This is a genomic window from Polaromonas sp. P1_E11 (assembly GCF_056405995.1).
In genome coordinates, this window is sequence record NZ_JBFUBA010000005.1 from 89029 (window position 1) to 102556 (window position 13528).

Genomic DNA, 13528 nt, shown 5'->3' on the forward strand with positions numbered 1-13528 from the left:
AGCGCCGGGCCGGCCTGTTCTTTCATTCCGGTTCCGGGTATCTTTCCTTCATGAGCAAAATCCGCATCGCTGTCGCAGGGGCCGGCTACATCGGCCTGGCCCACATGGGTGTGACTCAAGAGAGCCCTACCTGCATCCTTTCGGCCATTGTCGATCCTGCGCCGGCAGCAAAGGCCATCGCCGCCAAAGCGGGTGTACCCCTCTACCAATCGCTGGACGAGCTGTTCACCAGAGACCGGCCCGATGGCGTGATCCTTGCGACGCCGAACCAGCTGCACGTGCCGCAGGCCCTGCAGTGCATCAAGGCGGGCGTTCCCATCCTGCTGGAAAAACCCATTGCACCCACGCTGGCCGAGGGTGAGCAGTTGGTCAAGGCGGTCGCTGAAACCGGCGCCAAGGTGCTGATCGGCCACCATCGCGCGCACAGCCCCATCATGGCCAAGGCCAAAGAAGTTATCGATTCGGGCAAGCTCGGCAAGCTGGTCGCGGTGATGGGCAGTGCCGCCTTCTTCAAGCCCGACAGCTACTACGACGATGGCCCCTGGCGCCGCGAGATCGGCGGCGGGCCCATCTTGCTGAACATGATCCATGAGGTGCACAACCTGCGCATGCTGTGCGGCGACATCGTGGCGGTGCAGGCCTTTGCCTCTCACGCCACGCGTGGTTTTCCGGTGGAAGACACGGTGACCATCAATCTGCGTTTTGCCAGCGGCGCGCTGGGCAGCTTCATGTTGTCGGACACCGCCGCCTGCGCGCGCAGCTGGGAGCAAACCTCCCAGGAAAACAAGGCCTACCCAAGCTATGGCGACGAAGACTGTTACGTCATTTCCGGCACCAACGGAAGCCTGTCGGTTCCGACCATGCGCCTGAAAACCTACGCCAGGCCGGAAGACCGTTCCTGGTGGAAGCCATTTGACGAGAGCGTGGCTGACATGGTGCGCGACGATCCACTCAAGCACCAGCTGGAGCACTTCGGCGCCGTCATCCGTGGTGAAGCACCGCCGCTGGTCAGTGCCCGCGACGGCCTGCTGAACCTGCGCATCACCGAGGCCATCGCGCAGGCCGCCCAAACCGGCCAGGTGATCGAGTTGCCCGTTGGTTAAGCAGCCCGGCCCTCCCACATACAAATCAAACCACGACAAACAACATCAACAACCAGGAAAGAAATCATCATGAAAGTGCTCATGCTTCACGGCATCAACCACAACATGTTCGGCAAACGCGACCCGGCGCAGTACGGCACCATCACGCTGGACGAGATCAACACCAGCCTGCAGGCTTTGGGCCGGGAGCTCGGCGCCGAGGTGGAACATTTCCAGACCAACAGCGAATGTGACATGTGCGAACGGATTCACCAGGCATTCACCGACAAGGTCGACGCCGTGCTGATCAACGCCGGTGCCTGGACGCATTACAGCTACGGCATCCGCGACGCGCTGGCCATCCTCACCGTGCCGGTTGTCGAGCTGCATATGTCCAACATCCATGCCCGCGAGCCTTTCCGCCATGTGTCGGTGTTCGCCGAAATCGTCAAGGGGCAGATCTGCGGCTTTGGCGCAGACAGCTACCTGCTGGCATTGCGCGCGGCTGTTTCGGCGATCAACGCTGCAAGGGTTTCGTAAATCATCAGAAAGAGAGCGGCCATGTCGCAGGAGTTCGCTGGAAAAGTCATCGTTATAAGTGGTGCCAGCCGCGGCATTGGCCATGGCATCGCCGCTGCGTTTGCCGCACGCGGTGCGCAAACCGTTTTGGCCGCATCGTCCATTGGGAACCTGAAGACCGCCGCGGACGCGATTGCCAGTACCGGGGCACTCCGCCCTGAGATATGCGCTGCGGATCTTCGAGGCGAAGAAGGTTGCAAAGCAGTGTTCACCCTGGTGGCCGAAAAATTTGGGCGCTGTGACGTGTTGGTCAATTCCGCGGGTGCCACGCGCGCCGGTGCGTTTCTGGACCTTCCGGAGGACGCATGGCATGACGGCTTTGCATTGAAGTTCTTCGGCTGCGTGAATCTGTGCCGCCTGTTTTGGCCGATGTTGAAAACTGCGGGTGGGCACGTTGTCAACATCATTGGCGGCGCTGCCCGTACGCCCGATCCGGGCTTCCTGATCGGTGGATCTGTCAACGCTGCGATGCACAACTTCACCAAGGGCCTGTCCGGTCTTGGGAAGCGGGACGGCGTCAACGTCAATGCCATTCTTCCGGGGTTGACTGAAACGGGCCGTGTAGCGCAGCTGTTTCAGCAGCGTGCAGCCGCAAGTGGAAAGCCCGTCGAAGAAGAACGACAAGCACAAATCGCACGCGAGGGACTCAGCCGGCTGGGTACACCCGAGGATGTCGCCGCACTTGCGATATTCCTGTGTTCGGAGAGTGCCCGCCACATTCAAGGCACGGCCATCGCTGTGGACGGCGGTGGCACCCCTGGCCTGTATTGATCGCCGAAGGCGTCTTTGTTGCCGGGGAATGACCGTCAGCACTGATCATTCGGCGTTATTTTCAACAGCGGTTTAACTGCAAATTTCTGGAACTTCCATGATCAACGGCCATACCGAACTCATCGCCCACATCGGCTACCCGACGCATTCTTTCAAGGCGCCGATGATCTACAACCCCTACTTTGAACAGGCGGGAGTGAACGCGGTGGTCGTGCCCATGGGTTGCAAGGCCGAAGGCTACCCGGCCTTTCTGAGGTCGGTGTCTTGCCTGGAGAATTTCCGCGGCGCGCTGATCACCATGCCGCACAAGGTCACGACCGTCGACTTGCTGGACGAAGCCACACCCACGGTACGCATCGCCGGCGCCTGCAATGCCGTCAAGCGTGACGCGAACGGCAAGCTCGTGGGCGACATGTTCGATGGGGAAGGTTTTGTGCGCGGCGTGCAGCGCAAGGGCTTTGATCCGCGCGGCAAGCGTGCCCTGGTCGTCGGCAGCGGCGGCGTGGGCTCGGCAATCGCAGCTTCGCTGGCCAGGGCCGGCGCGCGCGCGCTGGGGTTGTGCGACGTCAATGCGGCCTCCGCGCAGGCCCTGGCTGGGCGGCTGCGCCAGCATTACGCAGCGCTGGAACTCCTCACAGGCTCAAACGACCCGGCGGGTTACGACCTGGTGGTCAACGCCACGCCCATGGGCATGAACGAAGGCGATCCGCTGCCCATGGACGTTTCACGTATCGCCGCCAGCAGTTTCGTGGGCGAAGTGGTCATGAAGTCGGAGATGACCGCATTTCTGGCGGCGGCCAAGGCGCGCGGCTGTATGGTTCAGGTGGGGACCGACATGCTGTTTGAACAGATCCCGGCCTACCTGGAATTTTTTGGCCTGCCGACCACCACACCGGACGTATTGCGGTCGGTGGCACGGCTGAGTTATTAAAAAAGTACGGGAAGGCGCGTGCAATGTGCGCCCTGAAGTGGGAAGTGTCGGAATCAATGCTGAAAACGTCTGATTTCAGACGTTCATGGACATAATCCAGCATGGACAAACTCAAGCAGCTTGAATCCTTCGTGTCGGTTGCGACGCGCGGCAGCCTGACCGCTGCTGCAAATGCCGAAGGCGTGGCGCCGGCCATCATGGGGCGCCGGCTGGATGCGCTGGAAGGCCGGCTGGGCGTCAAGTTGCTGGTGCGCACCACCCGGCGCATCACGCTCACACACGAAGGCAGCGCCTTTCTTGAAGACTGCCAGCGTCTGCTGATTGATTTTGCCAACGCCGAAGCCAGCGTGTCGGCCGGCGGCGTCAAGGCCAGCGGGCACTTGCGCATCACGGCGCCTGCCGGCTTTGGCCGCCGCCATGTGGCGCCACTGGTCACACGCTTTCGCGAAGTGCACGCCGATGTCACGATCTCGCTGAACCTGAGTGATCGCGTGGTTGATTTGGCTGGCGAGGGTTTTGATTGCGCAGTGCGCGTCGGTGACATGCCGGACTCTTCGCTGGTGAGTGTGCGTATGGCCGACAACCGCCGCCTGTGCGTCGCCACGCCGGCCTACCTGGCCCGCCACGGCACGCCCCAGCACCCCAGCGAGCTGGCGAAATTCGACTGCCTGACGCTGTCCAGCGACGCCTCGCAAACGCGGGGCTGGGCGTTTCGGGTTGAAGGGGAAGTAATCCACCTCAAGCCGGGCGGGCCGCTCGACTGTTCGGACGGCCAGGTCCTGCATGACTGGTGCCTGGGGGGCTACGGCATTGCCTGGCGCAGCACCTGGGAGGTCGAGGCGGAGATCGCCGCCGGCCAGCTGGTGGCGGTGCTGGAGGATTTTGCCGCGCCGCCCAACGGCATTTACGCCGTGTTCCCGCAGCGCAAGCACTTGCCGCTGCGGGTTCGCCTATGGCTGGATTTTCTGAAGCACCATTACAGCCAACCGGAGTTCTGGTGCTCGTCGCCAGCCGCCACCACCAACACCACCACAAAACCCTGACTGGAAAGGATCCCGACGATGGTTCTCGAATCTCTTTTGGCCTATGCCCACCTGCTGGCGATTCTCACCATGGTGGTTTTTCTGGCGAGTGAGGCGGCGCTGTGCCGCACCGAGTGGCTGAACGCCGCCGTGATCGAGAGGCTCGGCAAGATCGACATGGTCTACGGCATCTCGGCCGGCGCGGTGTTCCTGACCGGCCTGGCGCGCGTGTTTCTGGGCAGCAAGGGCGCGGCCTGGTACGCCCACAACCCCTTGCTGTACGTCAAGCTCGTCATGTTCCTGGCGATCGGGCTGATTTCCATCAAGCCGACCATGATGTTTTTGCGCTGGCGCCGCGAGCTGCGCGCCAACGGCGCCCTGCCCGATGCGCTGGAAGTCAAACAAGCGCGGCGGCTGGTGATGGTGCAGGCGCACATACTCCCGTTCATTCCGCTGGCCGCCGTCTTTCTGGCCCGTGGCTTTGGTTAGGCGCACGCCCGTGCTGCAGCTGGCGTCAGGCTGAAAACAGGCCGCGCACCAGCCAGAAGGTGGTGCCCCACATCATCAGCGCCACCAATAGGTCCATGGCGCGCCATATGGCCGGCGTGTTGAGCCTTCGCCCCACGCACCACAGCGCCACCCCCAGGCCGGTAAACCACAGCAATGAACCCGTGATGGCGCCCAGGCCGAACACGGCGTTGTCCGGCCGGGCGTAAGCCAGTGATGCGGTGCCGATGACCACGGCCGTGTCCAGCCAGGCATGGGGGTTGAGCCACGACAGCGCCAGTGCCAGCCCGATGGCCTTGCGGCGCGGCATGGCCTCTGCGCCGGCCATATCGGGGCTCTGGGCAGACGCGTGCGCAGGCTGCAGAAAGCGCCGCATCGCCTGGGCGCCATACACCAGCAGCACCAGCGCGCCCGCGCCGGTCATGGCACCCAGCAGCTTGTCGGAAAGACCGCCCAGTTGCGCGAGGCCTGCAACGCCTGCGGCGATCAGGGCCACATCGGTCAGCACGCAGACGGCGACGGTGAGCCAGAGATGCTGGCGCAGCAGGCCCATGCGGATCACGTGGGCGTTCTGCGGGCCTATGGCCATGATGAGCGAGAGGCAGAGGACCATGCCGGTCAGGAAGGCGGGGGCGGTGAGCGGGTTCATGGCCGCAAGTGTGTGCCAAGGCCCATAATAGTTAAATAGGATTAACTAAAATTAACTTTAGTCAATTATTAATTGATTTAGCAGGCGCCTAACAATATGCTCGATGCCCGACAACTTGAAGCATTGGCCGCCGTGATCGAGCACGGCAGTTTCGGCGAAGCCGCCAAGGCCCTGAGCCTGACGCTGGCTGCCGTGTCCCTGCGCATCAAATCACTTGAAAACACGCTGGGGCAGCGGCTCCTGCTGCGCGGCAAACAGGTACGCGCCACGCCGGCCGGCCAGGCTTTGCTCGGGCACACCCGGCAGGTTCGCCTCATGGAAGGCGACTTGCTGGCCGGGCTGCAGGGCGGGGGAAAGCCCGCGCCCCTGCAAAGCCTCAGCGTGGCGGTGAACGCCGACTCCCTGAGCACGTGGTTCTTGCCGGGCGTGGCCTCTGCCTTGCACGCTCACGGCCTGCTGCTCGATGCCGTGGTGGACGACCAGGACCACACCCACGAAGCCCTGAAAAGCGGAGATGTCACGGGCTGCGTGACTGCATTGGCGCAGGCCATGCGGGGCTGCGTGGCTGAACCACTGGGCGTGATGCGTTACCGCTGCATGGCCTCGCCCGCGCTGGTGGCGCAGTGGGGCGAGCCCGCAGCGGGTGGCAAGGCCGCACCGAACCGGCTGGCCCATCGCCTGCTGGCCAGCCCTGCCGTGATCTTCAACCGCAAGGACGCGCTGCAGGACACTTTTCTCGAACAGCATTTCGGGCTGCGCGACGCGCTGTACCCGCGCCACTTCGTGCCGGCGGTGGATGCGTTTGAGCTTGCGCTGGAGCTTGGCATGGGCTGGGGCATGGTGCCCGACCTGTTGCTGGCCGCGCGCACCCGCAAGCTGCCGCTACAGGAGGTGCTGCCGGGCAGCACGGTCGACGTGCGGCTGTACTGGCAGCATTGGGCACGTGAGCCTGTTGCGGCGCAGCGATTGACGCAGGCGGTCAAGCAGGCGGCGCAGGGGGAGTTGCTACAGATATGACGGTGTATTTATAAGCAAAAAGTGCCGTTTGCGCTTTGCGGATGGGCGCAAACAGCTATCAAATCAATAGCACCCATCAAGAAATCACTGACACAAAAAAGCCCGCCATGACCTCCATGGCGGGCTGGTTCGGCTTGATACGACTGGCTTACTTGCTCAGGCACTCTTTCATGAAGGCTTTGCGTTCGTCGCCTTTTTTGCCCTTGGCGTCGACGTTGCAGGTTTTCATTTTGGTTTGCTGCGTTGGCGCTTCTTTCTTGGCGCTCAGGCACTCTTTCATGAATGCCTTGCGCTCATCGCCCTTCTTGCCTTCTGCGTCCTTGTTGCAGGTACCCATTTTGGTTTGCTGTGCGGTTTTGGCTGGAGCGTCCGCGGCGTGCGCCACCGGAGACAAGGCCATCGAGACGGCAAAAACGGCGGCGATCAGGGATAACAGCTTTTTCATGGTGGCTCCATTGGGTTGGGGAATCAGGTTTGAGTTCCGGCTGGAATTCCAACACATAACGCCGCGCCGGGCAAATTCGATGACCGGGTATCTGAGGGGTCCGAACGGCAGATGGCTTAACCGTAAAATCAGCCCATGCTCTCGATTAAAAAAGACCTGCTCGCGGCCCTGGCCGCGGGGCTGGAAGAACTTTCCCCCGGCGCAGGCGACAAAGCTGCCTTTGAATCCCCCAAAGTGGCGGCCCATGGCGACTTCGCCTGCACGGCTGCCATGCAGCTGGCCAAGCCGCTCAAACTCAACCCACGCCAGGTGGCGGAGAACCTGCGCGCCAACCTGCTCACCAAGCCCGCGTTTGAACGCTGGGTAGACGCCATCGAAATCGCTGGCCCCGGTTTCATCAACATCCGCCTCAAGCCCGCCGCCAAGCAGGAGACCGTGCGCGAAGTGCTGGCCGCCGGCGCGCAGTTCGGCGTGCAGCCGGCCGATCCGGCGCGCAAGATGATCGTCGAGTTCGTCTCGGCCAACCCGACCGGCCCTCTGCATGTGGGCCACGGCCGGCAGGCCGCGCTCGGCGATGCCATCTGCAACCTTTTTGCCACGCAAGGAGCCAAGGTCTGGCGCGAGTTCTATTACAACGACGCAGGCGTGCAGATCCAGACCCTGGCTACCAGCACGCAGGCGCGCGCCAAAGGCATCAAGCCCGGCGATGCCGGCTGGCCCGAATCGGCCTACAACGGCGACTACATCGCCGACATCGCGGCTGACTTCCTGGCCAAAAAGACCGTCAAATCAGACGACCGCGAATACACCGCTTCCGGCGATGTGGAAGACATCGACTCGATCCGCCAGTTCGCCGTGGCTTACCTGCGCCATGAGCAGGACCTGGACCTCAAGGCTTTCTCGGTCAGGTTCGACAACTATTACCTTGAGTCCAGCCTGTACAGTTCGGGCCGCGTCGATAGCGCGGTGGCCAAACTGAAAGAAGCCGGCAAGACCTACGAGCAGGACGGCGCGCTGTGGCTGAAGTCGACTGATTACGGTGATGACAAAGACCGCGTGATGAAAAAGAGCGACGGCAGCTATACCTACTTTGTGCCGGACGTGGCCTATCACCTCGCCAAATGGGAGCGGGGCTTCGGCAAGGCCATCAACATCCAGGGCATGGACCACCACGGCACCATCGCCCGCGTGCGCGCCGGGCTGCAGGCCGCCAGCGAAGGCATTCCGCAGGGCTACCCCGACTACGTCCTGCACACCATGGTGCGCGTGGTGCGCAATGGCGAAGAGGTCAAGATTTCCAAGCGCGCCGGCAGCTACGTCACGCTGCGCGACCTGATCGAATGGACCAGCGCGGACGCCGTGCGCTTCTTTTTGCTCAGCCGCAAGCCGGACACGGAGTTCCTGTTCGATATTGACCTGGCGCTAGCACAGAGCAATGACAATCCGGTGTATTACGTGCAGATGGCGCACGCGCGCATCTGCTCCATTCTCACCATCTGGGCCGGCCAGGGCGGCGACGAAGCGAAGCTGAAATCCGTGGACCTGTCGGCACTCGACAGCCCGCAGGCCCAGGCACTCATGCTGCTGCTCGCCAAGTACCCTGACATGCTTGCGAATGCGGCCGACGGCCTGGCACCGCACGATGTAGCTTTTTACCTGCGCGAGCTGGCGGCCAGTTATCACAGCTATTACGATGCCGAGCGCATCCTGGTGGACGACGAGGCCGTCAAGCAGGCACGTCTGGCACTCGTCGCCGCGACTGCGCAGGTGTTGCACAATGGCCTCGCAGTGCTGGGCGTGAGCGCCCCGCGCAAGATGTAAACCATGCGAATTTCAGGACAAGGCAATGAACGTGGGCAAGGTATGAATACACAACGAGGCGGAACCCTGCTGGGGTTGATCATTGGCGCGCTGATCGGATTGGGCGCGGCGCTGGCGGTGGCGGTTTACATCACCAAGGTGCCGGTTCCATTCATGAACAAGAGCCAGGCACGCAACCCCGACAGCGACGCTGCGGAAGCCAAGAAAAACAAGGACTGGAACCCGAACGCCCCGCTGGCCGGCAAGAACCAGCCCAAGCCGCCGCCTCCGGCTGCGGTTGAAGTGCCTGGTGCTCCGGTACCTGACCCCTCCGCCGGGCCCGCACCCAAGGCCGCCGCTTCGGCGCCGGCCAAAGTGGCCAAGCCAGCAGCGCCTGTCGATCCGCTGGGCGATCTGGCAAAGGCCAAGGTCGAAGGCCTGTCGTCCGGTCCGGGAGCGGATCCCTTCAGCTATTTCATTCAGGCCGGTGCCTTTCGCACGCCGGAAGACGCCGAACAGCAACGCGCCAAGCTATTGCTGCTGGGCATGCAGGCCAAAGTAACGGAACGTGAGCAGGCCGGCCGCACCGTCTACCGCGTGCGCCTCGGGCCTTTCGACAAAAAGGAAGACGCCGACAAAGCCAAGGAGCGTCTGGACAACAACTCGATAGAAACGGCCCTGGTCAGGGTCCAGCGCTGACACTTTGCCGGACGACTGAACTTTTTCAGCGGCCGCTGTACCAACCCGTACGAGTATTACCGTCATTCAGGAGAAAAATTTGATGCAACGCCGTGAGTTTTCGCTTTCCGCCGCCTCCATGGCTGCTGCTACCTTGGGCGGCACGACGCTGTCTACCGCGGCACACGCCCAGGCCAATGCCTTCAAGGAAGGGGTTGATTACCTGACGCTGGACAAGCCCGTTCCGACCGAGGCACCCGCAGGCCGGATTGAAGTCGTGGAGTTCTTCTGGTACAGCTGCCCGCACTGCCACGCCTTTGAGCCCCAGCTCGAAGCCTGGGCCAAGCAGTTGCCGAAAGACGTCACGCTCAGGCGCGTACCCGTGTCCTTCCGTCCGGACTTTGAACCCCAGCAGCGCCTTTATTACGTGCTCGAAGCCATGGGCAAGGTCGAAGAACTGCATAAAAAGGTGTTTAACGCCATTCACGTAGAAAAACAGCCGCTCAATACCGCCGATGCGGTGATTGCCTGGGCTGAAAAACAGGGCCTCAACAAGGCCAAGTTTGCGGAGATGTACAACTCCTTTTCGGTGACGACCAAAGCACGCAAAGCGACGCAACTTCAGGACCTGTACAAGGTTGACGGCGTTCCCGCACTGGGTATCGCAGGGCGTTACTACACCACAGGCTCCCTGACCCAGACCATGGCACGGGCGCTGCAGGTCACCGATTACCTGGTTGGACAGACCCGTAACGCCAAAAAGTAAGGCCCGGCAAAGCCAGGCCGGCGCCTGCCTTTCGAAAACCCGCCCTTTGCACGGCGGGTTTTTTTATGGCTTTTATGCCCCTACTTTTTCGGAGTAAGCCATTCCCGCAGCTGGCATGGCTACAATGACCCAACACCAAGCAGCAAGATTCGTGCCTTATGAAACACCCCATTTTTTCCCTCATCCTGCCGGTCATCCTGGCGCTGGGGTCGGCTTTCCCGGCCGCTGCCGAAAAAGCTGATCGGGACAAGCCCATGAACGCGGAAGCAGATGCCCTGCGTTATGACGACCTGAAGCAAACCAGCGTTTTTACCGGCAATGTGGTGATCACCAAGGGCACGACCATCGTGCGCGGCGAGCGCGTTGACGTCATGCAGGATCCCGAAGGCTACCAGCAGGCGGTGTCCATCGCGGCGCCCGGCAAACTGGCGTTTTACCGGAAAAAGCGTGACGGCGTAGACGAATACATCGAAGGCGAAGGCGAACGCATTGAATATGACAGCCGTGCCGACCTGGTGAAGTTCATCAAGCGGGCGGTGGTGCGCCGCTACAACGGCGCCACCCTGGTGGACGAAACCACTGGCAGCCTGATTGTTTACGACAACAACACCGATGTCTTCACCGTGGATGGGGGCGCGCAAAACCGTACGGCCAGCAACCCCACGGGGCGGGTTCGCGCCATGCTGTCACCCCGCGCGACAGCCTCGGCACCCGTCGCGGCGCCGCCCGCAGGCCCCGCCCCGGTTCTGCGCCCCAGCACGACGCTGGGCAATGAAAAGAACTAGAAAGAACTGCACAGATGGATGTGGTGACTGACACTTCAGCGGCCCCCGCCGCTCCTGCCCTGACCCCCAGCCGCCTTGTTGCGCAAGGTCTGCAAAAATCGTACGGCAGCCGCAAGGTGGTGCAGGACGTTTCGCTGTCCGTGCAAAAAGGCGAAGTCGTGGGCCTGCTGGGCCCCAACGGCGCGGGCAAAACGACCTCGTTCTACATGATCGTGGGCCTGGTGCGCGCCGATGCAGGCGAAATTTCCATCGACGGCGAATCGGTCGAGCACATGCCGATTCACCTGCGTGCCCGCCTGGGCCTGAGCTACCTGCCGCAGGAAGCGTCGATTTTCCGCAAGCTCACGGTGGAAGAAAACGTGCGTGCCGTACTGGAGTTGCAACTCGGCAAAACCGGAAAACCGCTGGGGCGCGCAGACATCGAGTCGCGGCTCGACGCCCTGCTGCAGGATTTGCGGGTAGATCATTTGCGCAACTCACCGGCACCGGCGCTCTCGGGCGGTGAACGCCGCCGGGTCGAAATCGCGCGGGCGCTGGCAACCCAGCCGCGCTTCATCCTGCTGGATGAGCCCTTTGCCGGTATCGACCCGATTGCCGTGATCGAAATCCAGCGCATCATCGGCTTCCTCAAATCGCGTGGCATCGGCGTGCTGATCACGGACCACAACGTGCGTGAAACACTGGGTATTTGCGACCACGCCTACATCATCAGCGACGGCCATGTGCTGGCGCAAGGCACACCGTCCGAGATCGTGAACAACGCCGATGTGCGCCGCGTCTACCTGGGCGAGCACTTCAAGATGTAGAACATGGTTCCCCCCTGTTGTCGCTCACTTCGTGTAGCTCCCGCCCCCCTCGAGGGGGCGACGCCTGCGGCCTGGCAAAGCCAGATCCGCGGCCCCGGCTTGAAAAATTCTTTCCGCTCTTTTATCAACGAGCCAAGTTAAACCTCCAGTGAAACAAGGTCTGTCACTCCGCGTCTCGCAGCATCTTGCGCTGACGCCCCAGCTGCAGCAGTCGATCCGGCTGTTGCAGCTGTCGACGCTCGAGCTGAGCCAGGAGGTCGAGCAGATGCTCGACGAAAACCCGTTTCTGGAAGTGTCGGAAGAGACGGCGGTGCGCGAAGAATTTGGACTGGAGCACATCAACACGCCGGTCAGCCAGGACAGCCGCGAGTTTGAATCTGCTACGGATTCGATAGCTGGCGGCGCAGACGAGACAAGCGCCGCAACCCCCAACGACGCAGAAGTCAGCGCGGAGCCCAAGCTCGAGGAAAGCTGGGAAGGCGATGGCTCGGTAGAAACCACACCTGACGACAGCGAGTGGGGAAGCGACGCACCGCCGCGCAAGAACAACAATGAAGAGAGCGAAGCCGAGGCCTCCGACCTCACGGGCAGCCATGAGTCGCTGCAGGACCACCTGCACCGGCAATCGCTGAGCTTGCGCCTGTCGGAGGAGGACCGTGCCGCGCTGCACTTCCTCATTGAATCGCTCAACGACGACGGCTACCTTGAAGACAGCCTGGCGTCGCTCGCGGCCGGTCTAGCAAAAGATGACATGGCGCAGGCGGAAGAGCTGGAGCAGCGTTTTGCGATGGCGCTCAAGCTGCTGCACCACATGGAGCCTGCCGGAGTCGGTGCGCGCAACCTGGCGGAATGCCTGAGCCTGCAGCTGCTGGACTGCAAGGACTGCGAAGAAACCCGCGCAGCCATTGCCATGTGCAAGCAACCGATGGAGCTGCTGGCCAAGCGCGACGTCAAGCGCCTGTCGCACCTGTGTGGGTTCACCGAAGCCGCCATCAAGGGCGCCATCACGGTGATTGGCCGGCTCGACCCCAAGCCCGGGCGCCGCTTTGTGAACGTGGAGCGCAACCTGATCGTGCCCGACGTCATCGTCATCAAATCGGGCCGCGGCTTCAAGGTTTCGCTCAATGGCGACGTGATGCCGCGCCTGCGCGTGCACGACATTTACGCCAATGCCCTCAAGCAGCACAAGGGCCAGGGCGGCCAGGCGCTGCAGCAGCGCCTGCAAGAGGCCCGCTGGTTCATCAAGAACATCCAGCAGCGCTTTGACACCATCCTGCGCGTGAGCAGCGCGATTGTGGAGCGGCAGAAAAACTTCTTCACGCACGGCGAGCTCGCCATGCGCCCGCTGGTGCTGCGCGAAATCGCCGACGAGCTGGGGCTGCATGAGTCCACCATCTCGCGCGTGACCACGGCCAAGTACATGGGTACGCCCTTCGGCACCTTCGAGCTCAAGTATTTCTTTGGCTCCGCGCTCGGCACCGAAACCGGCGGCAATGCCTCCAGCACGGCGGTGCGCGCGCTCATCAAACAATTCGTCTCGTCCGAAAGCCTCAAGAAGCCGCTCAGCGACAACCAGATTTCCGAGATGCTGAAGGAACAGGGCATTGAATGCGCGCGCCGCACCGTGGCCAAATACCGCGAAGCCTTGCGCATCGCCCCAGCCAATTTGCGCAAATCACTCTAGCCGCCC

Annotated in this window: 15 protein-coding genes; 13 read left to right on the forward strand and 2 right to left on the reverse strand. The window is 62.2% G+C overall.

The window, feature by feature from the left end; genetic code table 11:
• Positions 1-50 precede the first annotated feature (50 nt).
• The 6 genes from AC1D11_RS17625 (at position 51) to AC1D11_RS17650 (ending at position 4874) form a co-directional block, all read left to right on the forward strand.
• Positions 51-1103, forward strand: coding sequence for a Gfo/Idh/MocA family protein (locus AC1D11_RS17625; RefSeq protein WP_477647178.1), 1053 nt, complete (start codon positions 51-53; stop codon positions 1101-1103).
• Positions 1104-1172: 69 nt separating this feature from the next.
• Positions 1173-1622 carry a type II 3-dehydroquinate dehydratase gene (aroQ, locus tag AC1D11_RS17630; protein WP_477647179.1) on the forward strand — a complete coding sequence of 150 codons (450 nt, stop codon included), beginning with the start codon at positions 1173-1175 and terminating at the stop codon, positions 1620-1622.
• Positions 1623-1643: 21 nt separating this feature from the next.
• Entirely contained in the window at positions 1644-2432 is a 789-nt protein-coding gene (locus AC1D11_RS17635; RefSeq protein ID WP_477647180.1) for an SDR family oxidoreductase, read from the forward strand.
• A gap of 97 nt (positions 2433-2529) precedes the next feature.
• Positions 2530-3363, forward strand: a complete 834-nt coding sequence (locus AC1D11_RS17640) for a shikimate dehydrogenase family protein (RefSeq protein WP_477647181.1) — start codon at positions 2530-2532, stop codon at positions 3361-3363.
• A 101-nt stretch (positions 3364-3464) separates the two neighbouring features.
• Positions 3465-4406, forward strand: a complete 942-nt coding sequence (locus AC1D11_RS17645; protein WP_477647182.1) for a LysR family transcriptional regulator — start codon at positions 3465-3467, stop codon at positions 4404-4406.
• 18 nt (positions 4407-4424) lie between these two features.
• Positions 4425-4874 (forward strand): DUF2214 family protein, encoded by a 450-nt coding sequence (locus tag AC1D11_RS17650; protein WP_477647183.1) that lies wholly within the window; start codon positions 4425-4427, stop codon positions 4872-4874.
• Positions 4875-4899: 25 nt separating this feature from the next.
• Here the strand turns inward: AC1D11_RS17650 and AC1D11_RS17655 are convergent, their stop codons facing one another.
• Positions 4900-5541, reverse strand: coding sequence for a LysE/ArgO family amino acid transporter (locus tag AC1D11_RS17655; RefSeq protein ID WP_477647184.1), 642 nt, complete (start codon positions 5539-5541; stop codon positions 4900-4902).
• Between the two features lie 96 nt (positions 5542-5637).
• On the opposite strand from AC1D11_RS17655, the gene AC1D11_RS17660 reads away from it, so the two are divergent.
• The gene (locus AC1D11_RS17660) at positions 5638-6558 is read left to right on the forward strand and encodes an HTH-type transcriptional regulator ArgP (RefSeq protein WP_477647185.1); all 921 of its coding nucleotides are present in this window, start codon (positions 5638-5640) and stop codon (positions 6556-6558) included.
• A gap of 148 nt (positions 6559-6706) precedes the next feature.
• Here AC1D11_RS17660 and AC1D11_RS17665 read toward each other — a convergent pair whose 3' ends face one another.
• On the reverse strand, positions 6707-7003 hold the full coding sequence (locus AC1D11_RS17665; RefSeq protein WP_348047291.1) for a PsiF family protein: 297 nt from the start codon (positions 7001-7003) through the stop codon (positions 6707-6709).
• A gap of 135 nt (positions 7004-7138) precedes the next feature.
• Between AC1D11_RS17665 and argS the strand changes: the two genes are divergently transcribed.
• The 6 genes from argS (at position 7139) to AC1D11_RS17695 (ending at position 13522) form a co-directional block, all read left to right on the forward strand.
• The gene (gene argS / locus AC1D11_RS17670) at positions 7139-8824 is read left to right on the forward strand and encodes an arginine--tRNA ligase (RefSeq protein WP_477647186.1); all 1686 of its coding nucleotides are present in this window, start codon (positions 7139-7141) and stop codon (positions 8822-8824) included.
• A gap of 42 nt (positions 8825-8866) precedes the next feature.
• Positions 8867-9502: an SPOR domain-containing protein gene (locus tag AC1D11_RS17675; protein ID WP_477647187.1), complete on the forward strand. Its 636-nt coding sequence runs from the start codon at positions 8867-8869 to the stop codon at positions 9500-9502.
• A gap of 82 nt (positions 9503-9584) precedes the next feature.
• Positions 9585-10247, forward strand: coding sequence for a thiol:disulfide interchange protein DsbA/DsbL (locus AC1D11_RS17680; protein WP_477647188.1), 663 nt, complete (start codon positions 9585-9587; stop codon positions 10245-10247).
• Positions 10248-10405: 158 nt separating this feature from the next.
• Complete coding sequence (gene lptA / locus AC1D11_RS17685; RefSeq protein ID WP_477647189.1) at positions 10406-11032, forward strand: lipopolysaccharide transport periplasmic protein LptA; 627 nt, start codon at positions 10406-10408, stop codon at positions 11030-11032.
• Between the two features lie 14 nt (positions 11033-11046).
• Complete coding sequence (gene lptB, locus AC1D11_RS17690) at positions 11047-11838, forward strand: LPS export ABC transporter ATP-binding protein (RefSeq protein ID WP_477647190.1); 792 nt, start codon at positions 11047-11049, stop codon at positions 11836-11838.
• 148 nt (positions 11839-11986) lie between these two features.
• Positions 11987-13522, forward strand: a complete 1536-nt coding sequence (locus AC1D11_RS17695; RefSeq protein WP_477647191.1) for an RNA polymerase factor sigma-54 — start codon at positions 11987-11989, stop codon at positions 13520-13522.
• Positions 13523-13528: the final 6 nt, after the last annotated feature.